Below are 25912 nucleotides of genomic sequence, written 5' to 3' on the forward strand. Positions count from 1 at the left end.
TCGCGTCACGGAGTCTTGGTGGCAAGTTCGGCAGGAGCGGTCTTGGCGTAGACGTCCTTACTGACCTCATATCCGTGCTCGTCGAGCTCAAGTGCTTGTTCATTGACGTCGGCCAGTTGGGCGTCAGAGAGCTTTTCGATTTTTTCGAGGTCCAAGGTTTCCTGTTTCACGCCGCCCTCGGCTGTCACCCTTACCAGCCCAGTACCGGCCGAATAGAACTTACGCTGGTGGCCTACATCCGGCTCCAGCGGATTGTGCTCATCAATCACCAGCACGCCTTCGTAGCAGTCGGTGGGGACGCATAGCGCCACGTTGTCCTCGTAGGCACGCGCGCAATCGAGGAAACCTACTGAGGCCGCGTGAGCCTGAACATATTCCGGCGTGCCGGTCCGTGGCTTCGCTTGCATTGCAATTCCGGCTTGGCTCCCCGAAATCCCGTGAATGAAAGTATTGGGCGCCCCCATAAATTTCTCGTTTTCGAACTCCTCGGGATACTCACCGAAGAGCCAAACCGCTCCAGCGTTATCCTGGGCAAAAAAGGCCAGCTCCGATTCAACCAGCGCCCCGTCCTGGTAATCACGGTCCCACATCACCAGGGTTTTCACCCCGTCAATGACCTTGGTCAGGCCGGTTACGGTGTGTGTGACCCTGCGTTCGGTGGTGCCATCTTCAGCGGCGACCGTGCCGGTGGTGGTATACACGGTGCCTGGCTTTAGCGGAAACCACTTGTTGTCGATCGTCGGAGAGCTTTGGAAAGCCGTCTTGTCGAAGCTGACCGCAGACCCTGGCCCGCACAGCTCTGGCGCCTGCGATGTCGCTGTCGGTGACCCTGACGGCGATGCCGGCCCCGAAGTGCCGGTGGAGTTGGGCTGTGCCTGCCCGGCATCCGGCGCACCGCACGACGCCACAGTCGACATCGTCAGGAGCAGCGTGAAAGCGGAACTGAGGGCTAATAGTCGCCTATGTGGCTGGAACATGATTGTGGCCTTCGCTGTCGGAATTCATTGCTTTCAGCAACTGCCACGGGCGCCCCGTTTCGGAGCCCACCGAGGGGCAGCGCTGTCGAAACCGCGCCGGATCTGAGGCGATCCGAAGACGCCATCTATGGGCCGCGGCGAGCCGCCGAACGCGCGGCCTCGAGCACAAGGTCATGCCGTCCGCGTCCTGGCGGGAGTGGGTGGGGGCGGCGTCGGAGTTTGATCGGAAATGGACACCAGCCTCCCCCTTCGTCACGTTTCAACGGCGGATGTCCTCTGCGTAGCCGAACACACGGAGTCCGCGTGTGGTTGAGCCTAGGGCTGGCCTCCGTCGAGTGTCACGAGTAGCCGGTACCTGCTTTTCCGCCCGCCGCGCCGCAAGTAGGTGTACCCAAAAGAGCAGGCCCGCATTACAGCGGTCAGCACCCGCACGAACGGTGTTGCCCGGCACCGCTATTGCGGTGCAGGGCAGCGGTTGCGGTAGGAACCCGGTTGCGTGAGGAGCAGGTCAGCGGCAGCCGCAGGCGGCGAGCGCGGTGGCGGCCCGGTCCAGGGCTTCCCTGTTCCCGGCGGCGCCGGGCTTCAGGTCGTTGCCGATGAAGGAGAAGACCAGGAGCCGGCCGTCGGCGTCCACCACGTAGCCGCTGAGGGCGATGACCGAATTCAGGGTCCCGGTCTTGGCCCTCACCAGGCCGGCGCCGCGGGCCGTGGAGCCATTGACATAGCGGGTGTCCAGTGTTCCGGTCAGCCCCGCGACCGGAAATCCATCCAGCGCGGCCCGCAAACGCGTGTTGGTCCCGCTGGTGATGGCACGCACCACTTCCGCGAACTGGCGGGCGGAGACCTGGTTGGCCAGCGCCAGCCCGGACACGTCCGCGAGCCGCATGGCGTCCGTAGGGATGCCCAAATCCGCGAGCTGTGCGCGGACTGCTCCGGTGGCGCCGTCGTTGCTGGCAGGCTCCCCCGCAGCCGCCGAGGCCATCCGGCCCAGGACCTCTGCCAGGTAGTTGTCCGAGGTCTGCAGCATGAGATCCACCTGCTGGCCGACCGTTGCGGACTGGACCTCGGCAAGGACCGCCGGCTCTTCTGCCCGGGGCGCATCGCCCGAGGGTGCGGTGTAACGTTCGACGCCGGCCGCTACCGTGAGTCCCGCAGCGGCACCCGCCGTCTTGAGCTGCGCGGTAAACGCCTCGGCGGCGGTGATTGCTGAGTCCTGCGGGCGGGGGCCGGTGGTCACGGCCGGGTCAAAGCGCGCCGAGTTCAGCGCAAGCGGGTACAGCGGGGCAACCTCGCCCGCGGCAACGTCCCCGTCTGCCCAGGCGGGGTTCAGCGTTGGGCCGGTGAACAGGGAGTCGTTAACCAGGACCGTCAGCTCGCCGGTTGTTCCTGCGGTTTGGAGCGCGTTCACAGTGGACGTGGCGAGGGTGGCGAGTCCGGCGTGGCCCATCACCTGGTTGGGCGCGGATTCCCCGTCACCCAGGAGGACGTCGCCGCCGCCGGTGAGCACCACCTGGTTGGCAGCGGGCCCCGCCAGGACCTTGGTGCTGAAACGGTGGTCCGGCCCGATTGCGCGGAGGGCGGCCACGGCAGTGAGCAGCTTCATATTGGAGGCGGGAATCCGGCTCTCCGAACCGCCGCGGTCAAACAGGACCTGGCCAGTGAGCGCATCCTGGACCAGCCCCGTGAAGCTGCCGTCGCCGTCGGGCTTTAAAAATCCGTCCAACTGAGCGGCGACCGCGGAGGGCAGCGGCGCGGGCGCCGACGCCGAGAGCGGAGAAAGGCCCATTCTGGCGGAAAGCGCGGTGGGGGCCTGCTGCCAGGCGGGCACTTCGGGTGTCGCCGCAGGAGGCGGGCTGACGAAAGCAGGGGCAACCAGCCATGCCGCCGGGAGGGCCAGCATGACGATCACGGCCAGGAGCAGCGCGGTGGGCCAGGAACGCAGTCCGCGGTGGAACGTTCGCCGGAATCCGTCCCTGAACGCGCCGAAGCCCGATGTTTCCTTCATGTTGGTGCTGGTCCTCAAGTCCTGAAATTTCCCCGCAAGTTCCTGAAACCTGGGCCTCTCGCTATATCCTCAATAGTAGTCGGCGGCACGGACACTCCTTTTTGTTGTTCGTCTCCTGTGCCGCGAACCCCCTGCAATTGCCGAGGAGCATTCCATGAAGCATGACGTGACCATCGAGATCCCCAAGGGATCCCGCGTCAAGTACGAAGTTGACCACGAGACCGGCCGCGTCCGCCTGGACCGCGTCCTCTTCACCTCCATGCAGTACCCCACGCACTACGGTTTCTTCGAGAACACCCTGGGCGAAGACGGCGACCCGCTGGACGCACTGGTGCTCCTGCAGGACTTCGACCTGCACCCCGGCGTCATCGTTGAGTCCCGCCCCATCGGCGTTTTCAACATGACCGACGACGGCGGCGGCGACGCCAAGGTCCTGTGCGTCCCGGTTGATGCCCGCTTTGACCACATCCAGGAAATCAGCGATGTCAGCGAATTCCTGATCAAGGAAATCGAGCACTTCTTTACCCGCTACAAGGACCTGGAGCCGGGCAAGTGGGTCAAGGCCGAGGGCTGGGGCGACCGCGCCGCCGCCGAGGCCGAGCTGGAAGCCTCCATCAAGCGTTACGTGCCGGCAGCGCACTAGTCCGCGCGGTCTCAGCAACGCGGGGTCACTTCCTGCCCATTCCATCTCCGGAATTGGGCAGGAAGTGACCCCGCGTTGTGGTTTAAGGTGGAGGGTGAGTTCCGAGCCTTCGAATCCCCCGTATTTTGAACCGCCGTATTTTGCGCCGCCGTGCGGGCCCATCACAGGGTGGCGGGACGGTGAGGTGGTTCGCGCCACCGGCATTCCCTATGCAACTGCAGGCCGCTTTCAACCTCCGGTGGCCGCGTCCGACTGGACCGCCAGCTTTGCCGCCACCACCCTCGCACCGGCCTGCCCGCAGGGCCCGGTTCCGTTCCTGGACGACGTCCTGGGTACCCGGTACGGCGAGCTCCCAGGAAGTGAGGACTGCCAGCGCCTGTCGATCACCGTTCCGGTCGGGCTTGCCGACGGCGAGCAGGTCCCGGTCATGGTGTGGCTGCACGGCGGCTCCTACACGTCCGGCTCCGGCGACCTGGCGATCTTTGATGCCACGTCCCTGGTGTCGGAGAACCGGGTCATTGTGGTCTCCGTGACCTACCGCCTGGGCCTGTTCGGATATTTGGCCACCGGCACCGGCCGGCCCGCAAACCTCGGCCTGCTGGACCAGTTGGAAGCATTCCGGTGGGTGCAGCGGAACATCGCGGCCTTCGGTGGGGATGCAGGGCGGGTCACCGCGTTCGGGCAGTCCGCAGGCGGCGACTCCGTGGCCCACCTCATGGCGACGCCCGAGGCGCCGTCCCTGTTCCAGCGGGCCATCATCCAGAGTGCACCGCTGGGCATCACCCGCGGCCGGCACAAGATGAGCCGTGCCATGGGCATCGCCGCCGACGCCGTCAGGGAGGACACCCCGATGCTGGACGTTGTCGCGATCGAAGACCACGTGTCCCAGGTGGCCCGGAAGTTTGGCCTGATGGCGGCCATGCCGTTCGGCACCCAGTACGGGCACGAGCCGCTGCCGCCGGAATCGCGCGTTGAGGCCGCCTGGAACGCCACGGCCCCGGGCATCGAGGTGCTGATCGGGCACACGTCCGACGAGGCGCGGCTCTTCCTGCCCCGCAGTCCCCTGGTCAGCCGGCTGGGCAAAGTCCCGGTGCTGGGTGCGGCCGCCGTGCAGGCGATTAATTGGGCGGTGACGGAGGCGGTCTACGGCCGGGCAGCCCGGAAGTTTGCCCGCCGTCACGCCCGCGCCGGGGGCAAGGCCTACAGCTACCTGCTGTCCTGGGGCGCACCGGGAAACTTCTACCGCGCCGCACACACCGTTGATTTGCCGTTGCTCTTCGGAAACCAGCAGACCTGGGCCGCTGCCGGGCTCCTCAAGGGCGCAACCTGGGATGAGATCGACGCCGTGGGCCGTGAGATGCGCCGGCTGTGGGCTGACTTTGCCCGCGGCGACGGATTGGGTGAGACAGGCGGGATTCCCGGCGCTCTTCAGTACCGTGCAGCTCGATGAGGACTCTGGGCGTCGATCTGGCAGCCGCGACCAAGAAGACGGCCGTTGCCGTCTAGGAATGGGATGCTGGCACTGCGCGCCTGGAGCACCTCGCCCTCGACGTGTATGACAGGGAAATTGTGGAACTGTTCGGTGCCAGTTCGATGACCGCGATCGACTGTCCCGTTGGCTGGCCGGACGCCTTCCTGCCGTTCCTGGCAGGCCACCTGAATTTTGACGCGCATCCAGTCCTGGACCACGACGGCATCGAGGGACGCCGACTGCTGGCCTACCGGGAAACGGACCGCTTCGTCACGGGGCACACCGGGCTGATTCCGCTCAGCGTCTCCGCCGACCGGCTCGCCCACCCGGCCATGCGCTGTGCTGTGATTCAGGCCAAGATCGCCGCTGAGCACGGGCCGCAGGCCAGGGACGGGTCCGGCCGCTTAGCCGAGGTCTACCCTGCAGCGTCCCTCAAAGTCTGGGGTCTCCTGGCCCGTGGCTACAAAGGCCGTGGCACCCCTGAGTCCGAGCGTCTTGGCGTGATTCTGGAGCAGCTGGTCGCGGCGGCGCCATGGCTGGACCTTGACGGCAACGAGGACCGGTTGGCTGCCTCCGACGACCTTTTTGACGCGGTGATCGCCTCTTTGACCGCCCGCGCCGTGGCGGCGACGCAGACTCTCCGTCCACCGGACCTTTATGCTGCCGCAGCTCTAACCGAAGGCTGGATCCACGTTCCGTCCGGCCAGCTGGCCGATCTCTTGGCCTAGCCGCTTTCCTTTTGGGCCATCAGCGTCCACTTCCGGATCTCCTCCGGGTCCTCGCCGTGTGTGCGGGTGTGTGCGCGGGCCTGGATCCGCCGGTCCTGAAGGTCCTGCCGCAGCAGCGAGTGCTTTTCGGCCAGGCCGGGTACGCGGTCAATGGCGTCGATGGCCAGCTGGAAGCGGTCGATCCCGTTGAGCATGGCCATGTCGAACGGAGTGGTGGTGGTCCCTTCCTCCTTGTAGCCGCGGACGTGCAGGCCGTCCTGGTTGGTGCGGCGGTAGGCCAGCCGGTGGATCAGCGAGGGATAGCCGTGGTAGGCGAAGATGATCGGTTTGTCCGGGGTAAAGATGCCGTCAAAGTCCGACGCCGGAAGGCCGTGAGGGTGCTCACTCACGTCCTGGAGCCGCATCAGGTCAACCACGTTGACCACGCGGACCTTCAGCCCCGGGATGCCCCACTTCAGCAGTTCGGCCGCGGCCACTGTTTCCACCGTAGGCACATCCCCGGCACAGGCCAGAACAACGTCCGGGTCCTCCCCTGGCACCTCCGAACCCGCGAATTCCCAGATGCCCAGGCCGCGGCGGCAGTGGTTCGCTGCGTCGGCCGGGCCCAGCCAGGTGGGCGACGGCTGCTTGCCGCTGACCACAATGTTTACGTAATCGGTGGAAGCCAGGCAGTGCTCCATGACGGAGAGCAGCGTGTTCACGTCCGGCGGCAGGTACACGCGGATGACCTCGGCTTTCTTGTTCACCGCGTGATCGATGAAGCCGGGATCCTGATGCGAAAAACCGTTGTGGTCCTGCTGCCACACATGGGACGAGAGCAGGTAGTTCAGCGACGCCACGGGCTGGCGCCACGGCAGCTTGCGGTGGACCTTGAGCCATTTGGCGTGCTGGTTGAACATGGAATCCACAATGTGGATGAAGGCCTCGTAACAGCTGAACACCCCGTGCCGGCCGGACAGGAGGTACCCTTCCAGCCAGCCCTGGCACAGGTGCTCGCTGAGCACCTCCAGAACCCGGCCCGAACGCGCAAGGTGTTCGTCGACGTCGTCAATCCGGTACTGCCAGACCTTGTCCGTCACTTCGTAGACGGCCTGAAGCCGGTTGGATGCCGTCTCATCCGGCCCGAAGAGGCGGAAGTTCTCCATGTTCAGCGAGATGACGTCCCGGATCCACGAGCCCAGGGTGATCATGGGGCTGATCCGTTCGGTTCCCGGCGCTGCGATGTCGACGGCGTGGGCTGCATAGGCGGGCAACCTCAGCGGTGTGCGAAGGAGTCCGCCGTTGGCGTGCGGGGTGGCGCTCATCCGGAGGTTTCCGGTGGGCGCATTCGTGGCCACGTCGGGCCGGAGCCGGCCATCGGCGTCGAACAGCTCCTCCGGACGGTAGGACTTCAGCCACTCCTCCAGCTGTTTCAGGTGTGCGCCGTTGGTGCGGACTTCCGCCAGCGGGACCTGGTGGCTCCGCCAGGTGCCCTCCACCTGGAGTCCGTCCACTATCCGCGGTCCCGTCCAGCCCTTGGGCGAGCGCAGCACAATCATGGGCCAGTGCGGCGCAGCGCCGCTTCCCGGGGCACCGGCTGCAGTGCCGCCGTCGTCCGCATTCCCGCCCACCCCTTCCGCCCGGGCCCGGCGGGAGCCCTGGATGGCGCGGATTCCGGCCAGGCAGTTGTTGAGGGCGGCCGCGAAGTCCCGGTGCGCCTGCTCCGTGTTGTCCGGATCCTCGACGGTCACGAAATACGGTTCGTGGCCGTAACCGCGCAGCAACTGCTCCAGCTGTTCCTGCGGCATGCGCGCCAGGATGGTGGGGTTGGCGATCTTGTAGCCGTTCAGGTGCAGGATAGGGAGGACGGCACCATCCGCGGCCGGATCCAGGAAGTTGTGCGAGTGCCAGCTCGCCGCGAGCGGCCCCGTTTCGGCCTCGCCGTCGCCGATCACGACGGCGGTGATCAGCTGGGGATTGTCGAACACGGACCCGTAGGCGTGGGCCAGCGCGTACCCGAGTTCGCCGCCTTCGCTGATGGACCCCGGGGTTTCCGGCGCCGCGTGGCTGGGAATGCCGCCGGGGTAGGAAAACTGGCGGAAGAGTTCGGCCATTCCTGCCTCGTCGGGTCCCACCTGGCCGTAGATTTCCGAGTACGTGCCCTCAAGCCAGGCGTTCGCCACAACAGCAGGACCGCCATGGCCCGGGCCGGCAACGAAGAGCATCTCCTGTTGGTCCCGGCGGATCACACGGTTGAGGTGTGCGTACACAAAGTTCAGCCCGGGAGTGGTGCCCCAGTGGCCCAGGAGCCTGGATTTGGTGTGGTCCGCAGCAAGGGGTTCCCGCAGCAGCGGATTTGAGCGCAGGTAGATCTGCCCCAAGGAAAGGTAGTTCGCGGCCCGCCACCAACGGTCCACAAGGTCCAGTGTTTCCTGCCCCAAACTGTCCTGCCCCATGCTGCCGGCCATGACCATCCTCACGTAGCTGCGCGCCGCCGTCGGCAGCCGAGCCTCCATCGCAACACCTATCGGTACGCTGCACAACCCTGCCCCTGAGGGACTCCTCGCAGACTTGCCTTGGGCCAACTACTAACCGGTAGTCTGTGTTTCACATGTTCACGTTGACCATCAACCAGACCGACAGCCGGCGCGACGGCGACCGCGTCCCTCAGCTGCTGAAGGACCTGCGGCACATACCCGCGCGCCTGGATTTCGACCGGTCGGTGGAGGATGAAGTCCAGGGCATTGTGGACTGCCCGCATCAGGCCGTGGAGGCTGCCCTGATCGCCCTGCGCTGCGGCTCCTGGTACGTGGGGCTCGGCGTCGGGCCGGTCAACGAGCCGCTTCCCAACCAGATCAAGGATGCCTCCGGCCACGGCCTGATCTATGCCCGGCGCGCGGTGGACCGGCTCCGGAACAGCAAGGAACGCATCCCGATTGCCGTGGAAGGACCGCTGGCGGACATCGCCTACGAAGCTGAGTCCGTGCTGCGGCTTTTGGGCCATATTGTGCGGGACAGATCCGGGGCAGAATGGCGCGTCCTGGACCTCATGACCCCCGGCGTCCGCGGACAGCAGAAAGCGGTGGCCCAGGAACTCGGCATCACCACGCAGGCCGTCAGCAAGGCTGTGGCCAGGGCCCAGTGGAACGAGGAACACGCTGCCCGCCCCGCCGCCGCACGGCTGCTGGCACTCATCCTTGAGGTGCGCTGAACGCAGCTGGCTCACGCCTGACTCACGCCGCAATTACTGCATGGCGACGATGAACACCTCTGACCGGTCAGCGGCGGACGCAACGGCGACAGCCTGAGCTACGCCTTCAGCCGCGACTATACGGTGGACGCCGTCACCGTGACGTCCGCCGAGAAGGCAGCCCAGAGCCTGAAGGTCCAGTTCCAGGATGCCTCGGGCGCCTGGCAGGACACGTCGGCGGGAACCATCACGGGCCTGACGACGGCGGCGCCGGTCACCGTCCGGTTTGATCCGGTCACCACGCGCGGCATCCGGGTTTCGTTCGTCACCACGGGCTCCTTCACGAAGGTTGCCGAGGTGGCCATCGACCGGCTCCCGCGTAGGCGAAGCAGGCCTTGCTGATCTCGGCCGGCTCCTGGTGGACCAGGCATCTGTGGCGGGTTTCGCAGCCGCAACCACCGGCTATCAGGTGCTGACGACGTCGGTGACACCCGCCGTCGTCGACTATCCCCTGGACACGAACGCCAAGGTGACGGTCCAGCAGGCAACGGCCGAAAACCCGACGGCGGTAGTCACCGTGACAGCGCCGGACGGCACCGTGAAGGCGTACCGCCTGGACTTCTCCACGGGCAAGGATGCGTGCAGGAACGGCGGCTGGAAGACCAGCCCGTCACCGCACTTCGGCAACCAAGGCGAGTGCGTGAGCTACTTCGCGGCCGGGAAGTAGCCCCAGCTGGAAGCGGCGCCCCCGGCCGGATTCATTCCGGCCGGGGGCGTCCCTGTGGATCACGACCCGGGCCTGCGGGCGGCTATGCTGAGGAAAAACCGGCCGCAGCACGGCACGGCACGGGCATGGCGGCAAGGACCAGCAGCACTGGTCGCGGAAGGACAACCGAATGGCGCGAGCGACAGTCCAGGACGTCGCCAAGACAGCAGGGGTGTCCGTAGGGACCGTGTCCCGCGTCTTGAACAAGAGTCCGGCCGTCAGCGAGTCGAGCAAGGAAAAGGTCACCGCGGCCATCCGGCAGCTCAATTACCGCCCCCTCGCCTCTGCCCGCGACCTGCGCCGGGACCGGACCATGCGCATTCTGGCCCTCGCCAAGAACCTGAACTCGCCCATCATCAGCGAAGCCTTCCGGGGTGTCGGCGACGCCGCGGCCTCGTCGGGCTATGTCAGCCTCATCGCCCCGACCGCCGGGGACCCGGAACGGGAACAGCAGCTGGTGGACATGCTCCGCAACGGATCCGTGGACGGGCTGATCATGTTTTCGCCGACGATGCCGGACGAAGATGTCGACGAAATGGCCGAGCAGCTAAGCGTTGTCCAGGTCTGCGAGATCGCCGACTCCGAGGCTGCGTTCGGCGTATCCATCGACGACCGGCAGGCCGCCTTCGACATCACCACGCACCTCATTGAAACGGGCGGCCGCCGCTTGGCGATGATCGGCAACAGAGCCGCCCGCTCCGGCCGGCTGCGCGAGGAAGGCTTCCGCCAGGCGGCCGCCGAAGCGGGTATATCCCCGGACCAGACGCTGTTCGTGGAAGGTGAGTTCGACTTCCACACCGGGCGCCGCCTCACCAGGAAGCTGCTGAAGGCTGCCCCCCTTCCCGACGCCGTGTTCTGCGGCAGTGATACCGTCGCCGCCGGATGCGTCCGTGAAATCACCGACGCCGGGCTCCGCGTGCCGGACGACATCGCCGTGGCAGGTTTTGATGACTCAGTGCAGGCGGAAATGTGCGTCCCGGAGCTGACCACGATCAGACAGCCGGCTTATGACATGGGCCGCCTGGCTTTCGAAGAGCTCCTGGCGAGGATGACAGTGCCGGGGGTCCACCGCCGCGGCCGGACTTTCCTCCCGCATGAGCTCGTAATTCGGGACTCGACGAAGAACTAAGCAGGGGTTGACAGCCTCACGTGGCGCCTGTCACACTTCTTTGGAATCGATTCCAAGCTTTTCGACGGGGCGCTTTGGCTCCAATTTGGAATCGATTCCAAAAGTAGAATTCGAAAAGAAGCCGGCCAGGCAAAGGAGCCACTCATGGACTTGATTCGACCTTCTTCTCCGCTCCAGGAGGACACCACACCATCCCGGGCTGTGGCACGCACCACCGCCCTGCACTGCAGTTCCCGGCGGCGTCCGCGCACCGTTGCCGTCGCCGCTGCGGCCATGGCTGCGGGACTGCTGCTGAGCGGGTGCGGCGGCGGCGCCGCCACCCCTGGTGCGGAAAACGCGTCAGCTGCCGATCCGGCGTCGGCCGCTGGCGCCACTGGCAGCATCAACATCTGCGGCGGCAAGGACGCCTCTGGGATCTACAAAGGCACGGCGGAGGCCTTCACCACGGCGAACGGCAAGGTCACTGCCAAGTACACCGAAATCGGAGCAACTACAGACGAGGCCCGCACGCAGGCCGTGCAGCGGCTCGAAGGCAAGTCCACCGAATGCGATATCTTCCTCACGGACGTCATCTGGACGTCCGAGTTCGCCTCCCAGGGCTGGCTGCTGGACCAGACCAAGCTCGTCGAGGCCAACAAGGACCGGCTCATCCCCTCCACCGTGGAGACCGCCAAGTACGAGGACAAGTACTGGGCTTCCCCGTTCTTCACCAACGCGGGACTCGTGTACTACCAGAAGGACAAGGTGGCCAAGCCGGAGACCTGGCAGCAGCTCTACGCTGAAGCAGCCGCGGCCCCCGGCAACAGCTTCGTCTACCAGGGCAAGCAGTACGAGGGCCTCACGGTCAACTTCCTGGAGATGCTCTACAGCGCCGGCGGAGAGGTGCTGGACAGCAAAGGCGAGGTCAAGATCGATTCACCGGAGACCCGTGAGGTGCTCGACTTCATGAGCCAAGGCCTCAAGGACGGCTCCGCGGAACGTGCGGTGCTGACCTACAACGAGGACCCGGCCCGGCTGGCCTACGAGTCCGGCAACTACGGCTACCAGCGCAACTGGCCGCACGTATTCCGCCTGCTCAACGCCACCCCGCTGGCAGACAGCTTCGGCGTGGCTCCGCTTCCGGCCTGGGAGGGCGGCAAGGCCTCGGGCGTCCTGGGCGGCTGGAACCTGGCCATCTCGGCCCACTCGACCAACCAGGCAGGGGCAGTGTCCTTCATCGACTTCGCCACCACCCCGGACTGGCAGAAGCACGTTGCCATGGACTTCTCGCAGGCCCCGGTCAATGAAGCCGCCTACTCCGACGCCGCTGTCCTGGCGAAGATGCCGTTTGCCACCGAACTGCTCGCCTCCGTCAAGGGCGCCAAGCCCCGCCCGATCTCCCCGGTCTACCCGCAGATCTCACAGGCGATCTACAAAAACGTCTACGCAGTCCTCTCCGGCGCCGCCTCCATCGAGGACGCCGTGAAGACGATGGCCGAAGAGATCAAGACCGCAAAGGCGAGCTTCTGACCATGGCAACCAAGTTCCTCTCCCCCGGCCGCGGGGTGAACAGTCACGGGTTGAACGGCCGCGAGGTGAAGAGCCGCGGCGGGAACGGCCGCGACCGGGCGGAGCGGCGCGTTGCGTTCCGGATGACCGCACCGTCCCTGGTCCTCATGGCCCTGGTGGCAGCAGTCCCCATCGGCTACGCGCTCTGGCTGTCACTGAACCAGTACAGCGTCCGCACCGCCGGGCTGTCCCGCTTCGTCGGTTTGGAAAACTACATCACGGCGCTCAGCGGGCCGCACTGGTGGGCCGCTTTCGGCCAGACGTTCCTCTTCGCGGGACTTTCGGTTTCGCTGGAGCTGGTGCTCGGCACTGCGATGGCGCTGCTGCTCAACCTCGCCTTCAAGGGCCGCGCACTCCTGCGCACCGTGGTCCTGCTGCCCTACGCGGTGGTGACCGTGGTCAGCGCCATCACCTGGGAAACGATGTTTGCGCCCAACCTGGGCCTGGTCACCAACGTCCTCTCGACGCTGGGCCTGCCAGGCGGGGACGTCGTCTGGCTCGGTGAGCACGGCTACGCGATGGCCGTGATTGTCCTGGCCGACGTCTGGAAGACGACGCCATTCGCGGCCCTCATCATCCTGGCCGGCCTGCAGGTCATTTCGGTCGAGACCTACGAGGCGGCGGAACTCGACGGTGCCAGCAAGTGGCAGGCCTTCGTCAACATCACCTTGCCGCTGCTGCGTCCCGCGATTGTACTGGCGGCGATTTTCCGCACCATGGATGCCCTGCGCGTCTTCGACCTGCCGTTTGTGCTCACCCGCGGCGCCAACGGCACAGAGTCCATGTCGATGCTGGCCTACACTCAGCTGCGCGAGAACCGCCTGGTGGGCGAAGGATCGGCGCTGTCCATCCTGACCTTCCTTACCGTCATGGCCGTTTCGGTGGTCTACATCCGCTTCGCCGGGGGCAACATCCGTGAAGTCGCCAAGGAGGAACAATGAGCACCCTGACTGCACAGCGCACGACGGCGGCACCCGCCGCCCGCGGTAGGGCACCGAAGCGCCGGTCACCCAGGCGCAGGCTCCGCGGCGAGGCGAAGCTGCACCCGGTCGTGTGGGTCTTCGTGTTCGCCGTTATGGGTTTCTCGCTCATACCGTTCTACTGGCTGGTCAACACGTCCCTCAAGCAGGGCGTGAGCCTGTCCAAGGGGGAGCTGTTCCCGAGCCAGCCCACGTTCGAGAACTACCTGGCGGTGTTCCAGAACCCCGAGTTCCTCCTTGCCCTGCGCAACTCGGTGATCATCGCCGTCGTCACCACCACGGTGGCGCTGGTGTTCGCTTCCTTCGCCGCCTACGCCCTGGCCAGGCTGAAGATGCGGCGCAAAGCCATGATCCTGACCCTCATCCTCTCGGTCACCACCTTCCCGGCCATTGCCATCGCGGCCCCGATGTTCTCGATCTGGCGCGAAATCGGCCTGTACGACACGCTCCTGGGCCTCATCATCCCGAAGCTGACGTTTGCGTTGCCGCTGGCGATCTACACGCTGACCTCCTTCTTCAAGGAGATTCCGCGTGAGCTCGAGGAATCGGCGTACATGGACGGGGCCACGCCGTTCATGGCCTTCCGCAAGGTCATCCTGCCGCTGGCGGTCCCGGGCCTTGCCACCACGGCGATCCTGGTGTTCATCTCCGTCTGGAACGAATTCCTGCTTGCCGTCACCCTGACCACATCGCCGGAGGCCCGTCCGGTCCCGGTGGCGATCGCGTTCTTCAGCGGAACCAGCGAGTTTGACCAGCCGCTGGGCACCATCAGTGCCGCGTCGGTGATCATCACGGTCCCGCTCGTCATCCTGGTGCTGGTGTGCCAGAAGCGCATCGTTTCCGGCATGACCGCCGGCGCCGTCAAGGGCTAAAACCTCACCAATCAAGTTCCCAAACAAGACAAGATAAGGAAATATCGTGAGCAACGAGCAGTCCCCGGGACAGCAGGCCGCTTCCCTGAAGGAACCACAAGCCGGAGAACTGAGGGTGGGCGTCGTCGGCATTGGCTGGGCGGGACAGCAGCACCTCAAGGCCTACGATTCCCTGGAAGGCGTCCGCATCGTGTCGCTGGCAGGGATGGAACAGGAGCTCCGCGACTCCCTGCAGGCCGAATACTCGATCCCGAACGCCTTCGCCGGCTGGGAAGAGATGCTGGAGCACGGCGGCCTGGACGCTATCAGCGTGGCGGTGCCGACCTTCCTGCACGCACCCATCGCCATCGCCGCCCTCGAGCGCGGCCTGCACGTTCTGAGCGAGAAGCCGATCGCACGCAACGCCGTCGAAGGCCAGGCCATGGTGGACGCCGCCCGCAAGGCCGGGCGCGTCCTGGACATCGCCTTCAACCACCGCCGCCGCGGTGACATCCAGGCCCTCAAGGAAGTGATCGACGACGGCGGCGTGGGCCGCCCGTACTACGCCAAGGCTTCCTGGCTGCGCCGCTCCGGCATCCCCATGCTGGGGAGCTGGTTCACCAACCCCGAGCTCGCAGGCGGCGGGCCGCTTGCCGACATCGGCGTCCATGCCCTGGACTACGCCCTGCACCTGCTCGGCGAACCGAAGGTGGTGGCCGTGTCCGCCACTACCCATTCCGAGCTGGGCCCCCGCGGCCGGGGCGGCAACGACCGCTACACCGCCATGGCTGCCAGCAACGCGTTCGAGGTGGAAGACTTCGCGTCCGCGTTCCTGCGGCTGGAAGGCGGCGCGACGCTGCTGATAGAGGCCGGCTGGGCCAGCTACCGGGAGACGGACGACGTGCTGGACTTCATGGTCTACGGGACCGACGGCGGAGCGGAGCTGAAAGTGCAGGGCGCCCCTTTTGCCCCCGTTGGCCAGCTGAGGGTGTTCACCGAAAAAGACGGCGAAAACGCCGACTACGTGCCGGCTGCACTCCCTGGCCGGGCGCACGATGGCGTAGTGGAAGACTTCGTGACGGCCGTCCGGGGCGGCGCAGGGGGCTGGGGCGAACATGATGGCTCACTGGCCCTCTACCGCGCCCAAATCATCGATGCGTGCTACCAGTCGGCACGCGAGCAGAGGGAGGTTCGTCTCTAATGAACGACAAGCTGAGAATCCGGGTCTGGAACGAGGGCGTCCACGAGGCACTCAACGAGCCGTCCCACATCGGGGAGATCTACCCTGACGGCATCCACGGCGCCATCGCGGCCGGGCTGCGTTCCTTCTATCCGGAAGCGGAGATCACGACGGCGGTCCTGGCCACCGATGATGAACACGGCCTCGACGAGGAGGTGCTCGCCGAGACGGACGTCCTGCTGTGGTGGGGCCACATGGCCCACGCCGAGGTGAGCGAAGCCGTCGTCGAACGCGTCCACCGGCACGTCCTGGGCGGAATGGGGCTCATCGTGCTCCATTCGGGGCACTTCGCCAAGGTGTTCACCCGGCTGCTGGGCACCAGCTGCTCGCTGGCGTGGCGGAACGACGGCGAACGCGAGCTCGTGTGGACGGTCAAGCCCTCGCACCCGATCGCCGAGGGCGTGGACAGCCCCATCGTCATCCCCGAGCAGGAGATGTACGGCGAGCTGTTCGACATCCCGGACCCCGACGACCTGATCTTCATCAGCTCGTTCGCCGGCGGCGAGGTGTTCCGGTCCGGGGTTACGTTCACCCGGGGCAAGGGCCGGATCTTCTACTTCAGCCCCGGCGACCAGGAATACCCGGTGTACCACCACCCGCAGATCCAGCGGGTCCTCGCGAACGGCGTGCGCTGGGCGGCCCAGCCCGAGCTGCACCGATCCGTGCCGGCCGTGAGCAACCCTGCGCGGGGCTGGTTCGGGGAGGCGTAGCTGTTAGCAGGGCCCACGAGTTTTTGTCCAGGTAATGCGCTCCGCGCTCCGGCGAGCGTTCAGGCGACACTATCTGGACAAAAACTCCAAGCGAGGCTCTGGAGGGGGAGGCAGCCCTACGCCAGGAGGCTGCGCAGCACGTGGGCGGCGCCGTCGTCGAACACGGAATGCGTGACCTCATCCGCAGCGGCGATCACTTCCTCCGGGGCCTGGCCCATGGCGACGCCCCGCCCCGCCCAGCCCAGCATTTCGATGTCGTTCCGGCCGTCGCCTATAGCCACGGTCCGGTGGGGTTCAGCCCCCAACTGGCCGCGGAGCCGTTCCAGCGCGCTGGCCTTGGTGACACCGGCTGCGGCGATGTCCAGCCACGCCGTCCAGCCTACCGAATAGGTGACGCCGGCCAGTCCGATCTCCTGGATGGTTGCGGTGAACTCTTCCGGGGTGTTTTCCGTGCTGAACACCACCAGGCGGACGGCGGTGGCCTCGAGCAGAGTCTGGAAGTCGACGCCGATGGCCTCGACGCCGAAGCTGGCGTCCTGGAATCGTTCCGTGGACAGGAAATTGCCGTCCTCGTCCTCCAGCGCATACTTCGCAGTGGGCAGCTTCTGCCGCAATGCCCGGAGCGCCGGGGCCGGATCGAAAGTGGCCTTGTGGATGATTTCGTAGCCGTCGGTCAGGTCCGGATCCAGCCGGAGGGTCACGCCGCCGTTGCAGCAGACGGCGTAGCCGCGGTCGATGCCGATCTGCTCGATGATGGGCAGCGTGGCGTTCAGGGAACGGCCGGTGGCGATCAGGACGTCGTGCCCTGCAGCCACCACGGCCTGGGCGGCCTCACGGACAGGCACTGACATGTGGCCGTCGTGGTCCACCAGGGTTCCGTCCACGTCCAGGGCAACCATGAACTTGGTGGTGCTGTTTTCGCTTGCGATCCGCTGGTCATCGATGCCAGCGACTGTGGTTTCAGTCAATGTAGTCATACATCCAGTAGACCAGAGACCCCCTGAAACCGGCTAGGACGCAGGCCACAACGCGCATGAACACCCGGTTAATACTCACAGGGTTATCCCCGGTGTGAGTGTTAACCTTCGGGACGCTGTCCGCCTCCCGGCCGGCCGTAGATTCCCCGCCGGATGGTCAATTCCCCGCCGCGTGACACGGGGAAAAGTCCACATTGAGGGGACTTGCCGGGACTTATCCACATCCGGGCGCGCGGGTCTGGCTGGCTAGGAATGAACCGACCAGCATTGGACCATGGAATCCGCCCCTCCTGCCCTGATCCTCGCCAGCCGCAGGCGTGCCCTCACCGGAAGCAGCCGTGGCTTGAGCCGCGCCTACGGCAGGGGCGAGCTCGTCCGTGTCCGAAAGGGCATCTACTACAGCAAGCCCGCTTGGCTCGCACTCAAAGCTTGGGAACGTTATGCAGCCACGGTTGCAGCGGTGGCGGCCAGTGATCCGGCAGTAGGTTTCTGCTACCTGACCGCCCTGCGTGTCTGGCGATTGCCCAGCCCGCGGGTTCCGGACTACATCCACATCCTCACGCCATCACCCCACAAGGCGGGCAAACTCCCGTCGACTACCCGGGCCGCAAGGGATCCGAAGACGGGCCGCACCGGGTTGGAGGACGTGCGGGGCTATGGAATCTCACGGCATCATTGGCAATCGGACGTCGTCGGCACACGTGGGTTCGGTGTGACGCCACTGGTTCAGACGGTCACAGATTGTGTTGGCCGGCTGGAACTTCCTGAGTCCGTGGCCATCATGGACGCTGCGCTGGGGAACCGGCGCAAAGAAGGCGAAGGCCTCACTCGAGTCGATGTGCAGCATGCGGCGGCAGGTCTTGCTTCAGCTGCTAAACGCCGTCGGATCCTGGAGGTACTCGAACTGGCTGACGCGGCTTCGGAATCCGCCGGGGAGTCCCGGAGCAGGGCACTCATCCACGTTCTGGGGCTTCCGGCTCCGGTCCTGCAGCGTTCGTTCCATGACCATGAAGGTTTCATTGCGCGGACAGACTTTTTCTGGCCGGATTACGGCGTCATTGGGGAGTTCGACGGCGACGCCAAGTATCTCGACGACGACCTCCTGGACGGCCGCAGCACACGGGAAACCGTCCTGGCTGAGAAGAAGCGTGAAGACCGGCTCCGAGCGCTTGGCTACAAGGTTGTCCGCTGGGACTGGAAAGCCGTAACCGACCCGGAGCTATTGCGGCGGAAACTTGAACGTGCCGGAATCACTACGCAAGAATCCCCGCCGCATGGCCTAATCCCCGTCGTGTTACCGGGGGAATGGACCACGTGACGGGGATTTCTCCCTCGGATCAGCGAAGCCTAGAGGACGGGGAAGACTTCCATGCCGCCGAGGTACTTCTGCAGTGCGGCCGGGACGTTGACCGAGCCGTCGGCGTTCTGGTGGTGCTCCAGGATGGCCACGATCCAGCGGGTAGTGGCCAGCGTGCCGTTGAGGGTGGCTACGGCCCGGGTGCCCTTGGCAACGCCTTCGTCGTTGACCACACGCTCGCGGATGTTCAGGCGGCGTGCCTGGAAAGTCGTGCAGTTCGAGGTGGAGGTCAGCTCACGGTAGGCGCCCTGCGTCGGAATCCAGGCTTCGCAGTCGAACTTGCGGGCCGCGGACATGCCGAGGTCGCCGGCGGCAGTGTCAATGACGCGGTACGGGAGCTCGCACTTGGCCAGCATCTCCTCTTCCCAGGCCAGGAGCCGTTCGTGTTCGGCTGCGGCCTCCTCCACTGTGGTGTAGATGAACATCTCCACCTTGTTGAACTGGTGGACACGGATGATGCCACGGGTGTCCTTGCCGTGCGAGCCGGCCTCACGCCGGTAGCAGGAGCTCTGGCCGGCAAACCGGATGGGCCCGGCCGTCAGGTCCAGAATCTCGTCCGCGTGGTAGCCGGCCAAGGCAACCTCGGAGGTGCCCACCAGGTAAAGGTCGTCCTCGGCGAGACGGTAGATCTCGGCGTCGTGCTTTACATCAAAGCCGGTGCCCTGCATGGTTTCGGGGCGCACCAAGGTTGGGGTGATCATGGGAACGAAGCCAGCGTCGATGGCCTGGTCCATGGCCATCTGCAGCAACGCCATTTCCAGGCGTGCACCCACGCCGCGCAGGAAGTAGAAGCGTGAGCCCGAAACTTTCGCGCCGCGCTCCATGTCGATGGCGCCGATCAGCTCACCGATTTCCAGGTGGTCCTTCGGCTCGAAATCGGGGAACTCGCGGGGCGTTCCAACGGTTTTGACCACGATGTAGTCGTCCTCGCCGCCCTCGGGGACGCCGCTCTCAATAAGGTTCGGGATACTGCGCAGCAGTTCGTCCTGCTTGGCCTGGGCAGCGTCTGCTTCGGCCGATGCGGCCTTCACTGTGTTGGCCAGCTCCTTGACCTCGGCGAGCAGGGCTTTCTTATCATCGCCCTTGGCCTGCGCCACCTTCTTGCCGAAGACATTTTGCTCGGCACGGAGGTTTTCAAACCGGATCAGGGCGGCACGCCTGGCGGAGTCTGCGGCCATGATCGCGTCCACCACTGATTCGTCGGCGCCGCGGGCGCGCTGGCTGGCACGGAACTTGTCCGGGTTTTCGCTGAGGTCTTTTACGTCGATCACCAGACAAGAGTATCGAATCCGGCGGACCCAACACTGCGCGGCCGGACGGGGGGAATCGCGGCGCCGCGACCGGGATACTGTTGAAGCACCATGAACGACTGGCTTCTCTACGTCCTGAGCGCGGCGGCGCTGGCTTTCGCCGTCTCCAGCTGGTGGGGTGTCCGGAAGCTCAAGGCCCTGCACATCCGCAGCGCGGTCCATGAAGAAGCGCACGAAACGGGCCTCACCCAGCAACGCGTGGTCGTCATCCTCAACCCCGTCAAGGCACGTGCCCCCGAAGCGAAGGAAGCCATCCAGCGCGCCTGCCTGACAGCCGGGTGGGACGAACCCCTCTTCCTGGAGACCACTGCCGAGGACCCGGGATACTCCCAGGCCCGATCGGCGCTGGACTACAAGGCCGACGTCGTTCTGGTGGGCGGTGGCGACGGCACCGTGCGGGTGGTGGCAGAGTCCCTCGCACACACGGATGTAGCCATGGGCCTGATTCCGCTGGGGACGGGAAACCTCCTGGCGCGAAACGTGGATCTGGATGTCAACGACCTTCACGCCAACGTGCATATAGCTCTTTTCGGCCACCAGCGCTACATCGATACCGCGAGGATGGCCATCGAGAATTCCCGCACGGGACATTCATCCGAGCACGCGTTCCTGGTGATCGCCGGGATAGGCATGGACGCCGAAATACTCGCCGATACCAACGACGGCCTAAAGAAAGCCGTGGGTTGGCTCGCCTATACCGAAGCCGGAATGCGTCATATGCCGGGGCGGCGAAGGAAGGTCTCAGTCGCGCTGGATGACAAGCCTGAGCAGGTCCGGAACATCCGCAGCGTCCTCTTTGCCAACTGTGGGCTGGTCCCGGGCGGGATCGACTTCATCCCGGAAGCCATGATCGATGACGGCATGCTCGATGTGGTGGTCATGAGCCCCCGCAGCGCCATCGGCTGGCTGGCCATGTACGCGAAAATCCTTTTCAAACACAAAGGCAACCTGCCCATCATGACGATGTACCGGGCCGGCCGAATCGTCATCAAGTGCCCGGAGCCCATGCCCACGCAAATCGACGGCGACACGTCCGGGCTGGCCACCAAACTCACCGTCCGGGTGGAACCGCGTTCGCTCCTGATACGGGTCAAGGGCCAACCAGCCTGAGCCGGCCCGGCCTCAGGCGGTTGCCTTCTTGGCAGTTCCAGCCTCTGCAGCAGCCTTCGCGGCACGTGCCTCGGACTGCTCCCGGATCATGGCCTGCTCCTCTTCGAAGCGCAGGCGGTCGGCGCGGTCAGCGTCGTCCCCGTCCCAGTCCTGGTTGTCGGCTGTGGGCTTCGGATTAACGATCATGCCCTGACCGTCGTTGTCTGTGCTGCTGGTGCTCATGACCTGTTCCCTTCATTAGGGGCCATCCCCCAAGTGGATCAAGCAAGCATACGCACAGTAGCTATCCCGCGGAAGTACCTTGGCCTACGCTGTGGGCGAAGCCTCGGGCGGCGTCAAGCTGCATTCATTCCCCCTGCAGAATCTGCTCCACCCATTCATGCGCCGCCCGGAATGCCTCGTCAGAGGTGTGTTGCGGGACGCTGGAGCTTTGGGCGTCAGCCCGTCCGTAGGAGCCAAGGAAGCGGGTGGCCGGACTGATGCGGTGAAGCCCGGCCAGCGCATCGGCCACACGGGCGTCCGCGATGTGCCCGTCAGCGTCGATGCTGAAGAAGTAGTGTCCCAGGTACTGACCCGTAGGCCGGGATTCGATCCGGCTGAGGTTCACGCCCCTCGTGGCGAACTGGTCCAGGATTTCCATCAGCGCACCCGGGCGGTCTTCCGGAAGCGGGACTACCACAGTGGTCTTGTCCGCACCGGTCCGTTCGGGCAGCGCGCCAGGCCTGCTCACCAGGATGAACCGCGTCACTGCTCCCGGATTGTCGCCGATGTTCTCCGCCAGGACTGTCAGCCCTGGCTGCTCCTGGGCCACAATGGGCGCACAGATCGCGGCGTCGTAGTGGGCGTCGCCGTCCAGGAGGCCCAGGGCTGCCGCTGCGGTGGAGGAGCCGGCAACATATTCTGCACCTGGAATATTCACATCCACCCAGAGACGGCACTGTGCCCATGCATGGCCGTGCGTGGAAATGCGGCGGATGTCATCAATGCGCACACCGGGCCTGGCCACCAGGACAAAGCTGATGGGGACCAGGACTTCGCGGGTAATTCGGAGTTCCTGCCCGCTGGCAATGGCGTCCAGCGTGGCCGTGACCCCGCCTTCCACCGAGTTCTCAATGGGAACCATCGCTGCGTCCGCAGAGCCATCGCGGACCATGTCCAGCGCAGCGTTGACGTTGGAGGCGGGGATGCGGGTGGCCCCTCCGGCATCCGGAACCTGCATGAGCGCCGCCTCGGTGAACGTGCCCTCAGGCCCGAGGAAGGTGTACGTAACAGGTGTCGCGGGCATGGATTCCTCTGTGGTGACGTGACGCAGGTTCGGGCTGAACTACAGAATGAGCGGCTTGAGGCCATTGTCGGACACGAGTGGCTTGCCGGACTCGAGCCACTGGTCCATTCCGCCGGCCACGTTGATGGCCGTATAGCCCTGTCCGGTGAGCCATTGCGCGGCGCGGAAGGACCGTCCGCCAGTGCGGCAGATGACATAGACGTCCTGGTCCGGGTCCAGCTCGTCAAGCCTCGCCGGAAGCTGGTCCAGGGGAATGTGCACAGCGTCCTCAGCGTGTCCGGCTACCCATTCATAGTCTTCGCGGACATCGAGAATCACGGCGTCGGCTGGGACGTCGTTGACGGGCACGGTATCAAAATCGCTCATGGGAGTCCTCTTTCGGAGAATCACGGGTCTCCTTCCAGCCTAGCGCCAGCCGATCGTCCCGCTCCCGAAACCAGGGACAAGTTACGCTGTTGAAGACCCTGAGGAGGATCCTTGCCCGCTGAGCAGCCCACCATTTTGGCCACGTCTGGAGGCTACAGGCCCGGTGTTCGAACACGCTTGGAGTTTGACCGCCTGCTTCACTACGCCGTGGAGCTTTCCGGAGCCGGCGGACGGCCGCCGCGGGTCACCCACGTGGGTACGGCGGCCGGGGATCAGCGCGGGTTCAATGCGGAAATGGATGAGGCCGCGCGGCTGGCGGGATTCGACTTCAGCCACCTCAACCTCTTCACCATGCCAAACCACGCAGACCCGGAGGCACATCTGCTGGAACAGGACGTGGTGTGGGTGAACGGCGGCTCCGTGGTGAACCTGCTTGCCGTCTGGCGTGCCCACGGGCTGGACGGCATCCTCCACCGCGTGTGGCAGCAAGGAGTTGTGCTGGCGGGGGTTTCGGCCGGATCAATCTGCTGGTTCCAGGGCGGCACTACTGATTCGTTTGGGCCGGAGCTGCGTGCAGTGACCAATGGCCTGGCCTTCCTCCCATACGCCAACGGCGTCCATTACGACTCGGAGGAAAGGCGGCGCCCGCTGGTGCACCGGCTCGTGGCTGACGGAATGCTGGGGGAAACGCACTGCACGGACGACGGCGTGGGGCTGGTCTACCACGGTACGGAACTTGTGGAAGCGGTTGCCGAGGTACGGGGCAAGGGCGCTTACATCGTCACCGCGGAAGCCGGTGGAGCGGATGGAACCACGGCTTCCGAGAGGCGCCTGGAGCCTCGCTTCCTTGGCTGACATCCACGATCTGCCGGCTGTTCGGCTCCGGGATGCGCTCCGTGCGGGAGAGCTTTCAGCGCGGGAAGCCACAGCCCATTTCCTGGCCCGGATCGAAAAGCAGAACCCGTTGCTGGGCGCCTTTGTCACGGTCACGGCGGATCAGGCGATGACCGACGCAGCCGCCGCCGATGCCCGGTTCGTCCAGTTCCGAAAAGACTCCGGGAACGACTCCGAGAGGGACTCCGGGGGCAGTGCGGGCGGACTGCCGCTCCTGCACGGCATGCCGGTGGCGTTCAAGGACCTGACCGACGTCGCAGGCGTGGTGACCACTCACGGAAGCGCTGCACTTGACCACAAACCGGCGCCCGCCGATGGCGCCCTCGCCGCAGTCCTCAAGGCCGCTGGCATGGTCTCACTGGGCAAGACGCAGGTTCCGGAGTTTGGACTGACGGCGTACAGCGAAAACCGCATCGCACCGCCGTCGCGCAATCCCCATGCCCCGAGCCGGAGTTCGGGCGGCTCCTCCGGGGGCAGCGCTGCCGCGGTGGCCGCTGGCCTGCTTCCGTTCGCGCCAGGGACCGACGGCGGGGGCTCCGTCCGCATCCCGGCGGCCGCCTGCGGCCTCGTAGGGCTCAAACCCGGCCGCGGCGTGGTGCCGTCGGGCGAGAGTTCAGGTGACCCCGCCCGCCTGGTTGTAGCGGGGCCCCTGGCCCGCAGCGCAGCCGACTCGGCCCTGCTGCTGGATGCTCTGGCGCCATCCGCTGGCAGCAGTTATCTGGACGCTGTGGCGCACGAGCCGCGCCCGCTGCGCATAGGCCTGACCCTGGACAGCCCCTGGTTCGCCACATTTCCGTTCACGCCCGAACCCGAAGCCTTGGCCGCGCTGCAGGCGGGCACCGAAATGCTGGAGCATGCCGGGCACGCCGTCAGCGAAGCCGCCGTCCGCTACGACAACCGCTACCCGGACGCCTTCACCACCGCGTGGACCGCCGCCGTCGGAACCGCCCGGATCAGTCCGCACCGCGAAGCGCTTCTGGCCCCGCTGACCCGCACCTTCAGACGCCGGGCCCAGCAGCGCAGCGCCGCAAAACTCAATGAATCGGTGGCGTTCCTGCGGCAATTCGAACGCGACACGATCACGCAGTACGGCGGCTGGGACCTGATGCTGATGCCGGCCCTCGCGCAGACGCCGCGCCCCGTGGGCTGGTTTACCGGCGCCACGCACGGCGACGAACCGTGGCCGGCAGCAGAATGGCCCGGGGACGCCGACGGCGACTACCGCCGGCAGTGCGAATTCGCCCCGTGGTCCTCCATGGTGAATGTGTGCGGCCTGCCTGCAATCACAATTCCCGTGCACTGGACCGGCGGGCAACCGGCGCATGGCCTGCCGATGGGGATCCAGCTTGTAGGGCCGGCGGGATCGGAACTGCTCCTGCTCCAGGTGGCTGCCCAGCTCGGCTTCTGATGCCGTTTGAACTGCTCCAGGGTGTCGACTCCGGAGCCGATCCGGAGGACGATTAAGAGGCAATCATCATGAGGAGGTCTGTGATGTGCTATTCATCGATGGAGGATTTCGGGTGGCGTGCCAAGAAGGAAGCCGACCGGAAACCCGAAGCGCGCCAGGAAACACCGCCGGACCGGCCGGAGCCGCATTACACGGCCCAGGACTTCACCTTCTGGGCCTTCCCGCGTCGCCGGAGGACCCACGAAGCCCAGGAACCGGCCGCTGAGAGCAGGCGCGAGAGAGTCTGATTTTGCGAGTCAGGCCCACCTGAAGAAAGGCCCCCTGACGGGGGCCTTTCCGCTGCGTAGGTCTAGTTGTATCCCATAGCGGCGCTGTACGACATCAGCCCGATGATGAGGAGCAGCCAGAACGCCCCGTAGCCCAGCAGGCAAAGGTAGCCGAGGACCAGCCCGGTAATGGACATGCCCTTGCCGGAGGGTTCCCGGCGGAGGGCGAGATGGCCGGTGATGATTGCGGCGATCTGTGGAATCATGATCCAGCCAAGGATGACCGAGGAAATGCCGAGCACCATGCTGGCGATGCTCAGGCCTTTGGGCTCCTGGGCCGGCATGCCGTAGTAGGCGTGCTGCCCGTACGCCGGCTGGCCATAAGGGCTGTGGCCCTGGCCGTAAGGGCTTGCCGGCTGGGCATACGCCGCGCCGTACTGATCGCCGGGCTGGCTGTACTGGCCTGGCTGGCCGTACTGACCTGTGCCGTACTGGTTCTGGCCGTACGCGTTCTGGTCATACGGCGGCGGCGCCGGAATGCTTGGGCCCTGCGGCGGCACAAACTGCGGCGGCTCGTAGCCTGCCGGCGAATCGCCGGGTCCCGCGGCAGACCCTTGCGAATCAGGGCGCGGAGTTGGCTGGTCAGTCATGATTTCCCCCCTTCGACGTCTTCGCTTCCCAGCCTACCGCCGCCTGCATTACAGGCCTACAGCCGCCCTATC

26 protein-coding genes are annotated in these 25912 nt (G+C 65.7%); 16 read left to right on the forward strand and 10 right to left on the reverse strand.

Translation table 11 applies throughout. The annotated features are described in order from the left end of the window. Positions 1-5 precede the first annotated feature (5 nt). Both NFC73_RS08075 and dacB read right to left on the reverse strand, forming a co-directional pair. On the reverse strand, positions 6-977 hold the full coding sequence (locus tag NFC73_RS08075; RefSeq protein ID WP_254749152.1) for a hypothetical protein: 972 nt from the start codon (positions 975-977) through the stop codon (positions 6-8). 508 nt (positions 978-1485) lie between these two features. After that, positions 1486-2982 carry a D-alanyl-D-alanine carboxypeptidase/D-alanyl-D-alanine endopeptidase gene (gene dacB, locus NFC73_RS08080; RefSeq protein ID WP_372494601.1) on the reverse strand — a complete coding sequence of 499 codons (1497 nt, stop codon included), beginning with the start codon at positions 2980-2982 and terminating at the stop codon, positions 1486-1488. 154 nt (positions 2983-3136) lie between these two features. Here dacB and NFC73_RS08085 point away from each other — a divergent pair, with 154 nt between their 5' ends. The 3 genes from NFC73_RS08085 (at position 3137) to NFC73_RS08095 (ending at position 5824) form a co-directional block, all read left to right on the forward strand. Further along, positions 3137-3625, forward strand: a complete 489-nt coding sequence (locus tag NFC73_RS08085; RefSeq protein WP_056347687.1) for an inorganic diphosphatase — start codon at positions 3137-3139, stop codon at positions 3623-3625. Between the two features lie 94 nt (positions 3626-3719). Further along, a complete protein-coding gene (locus NFC73_RS08090) occupies positions 3720-5075 on the forward strand; it encodes a carboxylesterase family protein (protein ID WP_254749153.1) in 1356 nt (451 codons plus the stop codon). 119 nt (positions 5076-5194) lie between these two features. Next, entirely contained in the window at positions 5195-5824 is a 630-nt protein-coding gene (locus NFC73_RS08095; protein WP_308292660.1) for a DUF429 domain-containing protein, read from the forward strand. Here the strand turns inward: NFC73_RS08095 and NFC73_RS08100 are convergent. After that, the gene (locus NFC73_RS08100) at positions 5821-8271 is read right to left on the reverse strand and encodes a phosphoketolase family protein (RefSeq protein WP_254749459.1); all 2451 of its coding nucleotides are present in this window, start codon (positions 8269-8271) and stop codon (positions 5821-5823) included. The genes NFC73_RS08095 and NFC73_RS08100 overlap by 4 nt on opposite strands. Before the next feature lie 143 nt (positions 8272-8414). Between NFC73_RS08100 and NFC73_RS08105 the strand changes: the two genes are divergently transcribed. Beyond that, positions 8415-9014 (forward strand): hypothetical protein, encoded by a 600-nt coding sequence (locus NFC73_RS08105; RefSeq protein ID WP_056347683.1) that lies wholly within the window; start codon positions 8415-8417, stop codon positions 9012-9014. A gap of 116 nt (positions 9015-9130) precedes the next feature. On the opposite strand, the gene NFC73_RS08110 is transcribed toward NFC73_RS08105, so the two are convergent. Continuing rightward, entirely contained in the window at positions 9131-9322 is a 192-nt protein-coding gene (locus NFC73_RS08110) for a hypothetical protein (protein ID WP_254749154.1), read from the reverse strand. An 89-nt stretch (positions 9323-9411) separates the two neighbouring features. Here NFC73_RS08110 and NFC73_RS08115 point away from each other — a divergent pair, with 89 nt between their 5' ends. The 7 genes from NFC73_RS08115 (at position 9412) to NFC73_RS08145 (ending at position 16217) form a co-directional block, all read left to right on the forward strand. Then, positions 9412-9720, forward strand: a complete 309-nt coding sequence (locus tag NFC73_RS08115; RefSeq protein ID WP_254749155.1) for a hypothetical protein — start codon at positions 9412-9414, stop codon at positions 9718-9720. A 169-nt stretch (positions 9721-9889) separates the two neighbouring features. Further along, positions 9890-10888: a LacI family DNA-binding transcriptional regulator gene (locus tag NFC73_RS08120; RefSeq protein ID WP_254749156.1), complete on the forward strand. Its 999-nt coding sequence runs from the start codon at positions 9890-9892 to the stop codon at positions 10886-10888. Positions 10889-11032: 144 nt separating this feature from the next. Next, positions 11033-12397 carry an ABC transporter substrate-binding protein gene (locus tag NFC73_RS08125; RefSeq protein WP_254749157.1) on the forward strand — a complete coding sequence of 455 codons (1365 nt, stop codon included), beginning with the start codon at positions 11033-11035 and terminating at the stop codon, positions 12395-12397. Positions 12398-12399: 2 nt separating this feature from the next. Then, positions 12400-13377, forward strand: coding sequence for a carbohydrate ABC transporter permease (locus NFC73_RS08130; RefSeq protein WP_254749159.1), 978 nt, complete (start codon positions 12400-12402; stop codon positions 13375-13377). After that, positions 13374-14288 carry a carbohydrate ABC transporter permease gene (locus NFC73_RS08135; protein ID WP_254749161.1) on the forward strand — a complete coding sequence of 305 codons (915 nt, stop codon included), beginning with the start codon at positions 13374-13376 and terminating at the stop codon, positions 14286-14288. Before NFC73_RS08130 ends, NFC73_RS08135 begins: the two co-directional genes overlap by 4 nt. An 85-nt stretch (positions 14289-14373) precedes the next feature. Then, positions 14374-15468, forward strand: coding sequence for a Gfo/Idh/MocA family protein (locus NFC73_RS08140; protein ID WP_254749461.1), 1095 nt, complete (start codon positions 14374-14376; stop codon positions 15466-15468). Next, entirely contained in the window at positions 15468-16217 is a 750-nt protein-coding gene (locus tag NFC73_RS08145) for a ThuA domain-containing protein (protein ID WP_254749162.1), read from the forward strand. Before NFC73_RS08140 ends, NFC73_RS08145 begins: the two co-directional genes overlap by 1 nt. A gap of 116 nt (positions 16218-16333) precedes the next feature. Here NFC73_RS08145 and NFC73_RS08150 read toward each other — a convergent pair whose 3' ends face one another. Then, entirely contained in the window at positions 16334-17194 is an 861-nt protein-coding gene (locus tag NFC73_RS08150) for an HAD family hydrolase (protein WP_254749163.1), read from the reverse strand. Between the two features lie 274 nt (positions 17195-17468). On the opposite strand from NFC73_RS08150, the gene NFC73_RS08155 reads away from it, so the two are divergent. Next, positions 17469-18512 carry a hypothetical protein gene (locus tag NFC73_RS08155; protein WP_254749165.1) on the forward strand — a complete coding sequence of 348 codons (1044 nt, stop codon included), beginning with the start codon at positions 17469-17471 and terminating at the stop codon, positions 18510-18512. Between the two features lie 29 nt (positions 18513-18541). Here the strand turns inward: NFC73_RS08155 and serS are convergent, their stop codons facing one another. After that, the gene (gene serS / locus NFC73_RS08160; RefSeq protein ID WP_254749167.1) at positions 18542-19822 is read right to left on the reverse strand and encodes a serine--tRNA ligase; all 1281 of its coding nucleotides are present in this window, start codon (positions 19820-19822) and stop codon (positions 18542-18544) included. A 90-nt stretch (positions 19823-19912) separates the two neighbouring features. On the opposite strand from serS, the gene NFC73_RS08165 reads away from it, so the two are divergent. Next, positions 19913-20971, forward strand: coding sequence for a diacylglycerol/lipid kinase family protein (locus tag NFC73_RS08165; protein WP_254749169.1), 1059 nt, complete (start codon positions 19913-19915; stop codon positions 20969-20971). Between the two features lie 12 nt (positions 20972-20983). Here NFC73_RS08165 and NFC73_RS08170 read toward each other — a convergent pair whose 3' ends face one another. The 3 genes from NFC73_RS08170 to NFC73_RS08180 all read right to left on the reverse strand — a co-directional run bounded on the left by NFC73_RS08170 (position 20984) and on the right by NFC73_RS08180 (position 22622). After that, positions 20984-21193, reverse strand: a complete 210-nt coding sequence (locus NFC73_RS08170; RefSeq protein WP_141139103.1) for a hypothetical protein — start codon at positions 21191-21193, stop codon at positions 20984-20986. A 124-nt stretch (positions 21194-21317) separates the two neighbouring features. Beyond that, positions 21318-22256, reverse strand: coding sequence for a prephenate dehydratase (gene pheA / locus NFC73_RS08175; protein ID WP_254749171.1), 939 nt, complete (start codon positions 22254-22256; stop codon positions 21318-21320). A gap of 39 nt (positions 22257-22295) precedes the next feature. Then, positions 22296-22622 (reverse strand): rhodanese-like domain-containing protein, encoded by a 327-nt coding sequence (locus tag NFC73_RS08180; RefSeq protein ID WP_056347663.1) that lies wholly within the window; start codon positions 22620-22622, stop codon positions 22296-22298. A 111-nt stretch (positions 22623-22733) separates the two neighbouring features. Between NFC73_RS08180 and NFC73_RS08185 the strand changes: the two genes are divergently transcribed. The 3 genes from NFC73_RS08185 (at position 22734) to NFC73_RS08195 (ending at position 25211) form a co-directional block, all read left to right on the forward strand. Further along, positions 22734-23477, forward strand: coding sequence for a Type 1 glutamine amidotransferase-like domain-containing protein (locus tag NFC73_RS08185; protein ID WP_254749172.1), 744 nt, complete (start codon positions 22734-22736; stop codon positions 23475-23477). Beyond that, positions 23470-24924, forward strand: a complete 1455-nt coding sequence (locus NFC73_RS08190) for an amidase (RefSeq protein WP_254749173.1) — start codon at positions 23470-23472, stop codon at positions 24922-24924. Before NFC73_RS08185 ends, NFC73_RS08190 begins: the two co-directional genes overlap by 8 nt. 68 nt (positions 24925-24992) lie before the next feature. Continuing rightward, positions 24993-25211: a hypothetical protein gene (locus tag NFC73_RS08195; protein WP_254749174.1), complete on the forward strand. Its 219-nt coding sequence runs from the start codon at positions 24993-24995 to the stop codon at positions 25209-25211. Positions 25212-25273: 62 nt separating this feature from the next. Here the strand turns inward: NFC73_RS08195 and NFC73_RS08200 are convergent, their stop codons facing one another. Further along, the gene (locus NFC73_RS08200; protein ID WP_254749175.1) at positions 25274-25840 is read right to left on the reverse strand and encodes a DUF4190 domain-containing protein; all 567 of its coding nucleotides are present in this window, start codon (positions 25838-25840) and stop codon (positions 25274-25276) included. Positions 25841-25912: the final 72 nt, after the last annotated feature.

Origin of the sequence: Pseudarthrobacter humi (assembly GCF_024294965.1) — a bacterium.
Taxonomy (GTDB): Bacteria; Actinomycetota; Actinomycetes; order Actinomycetales; family Micrococcaceae; genus Arthrobacter; species Arthrobacter humi.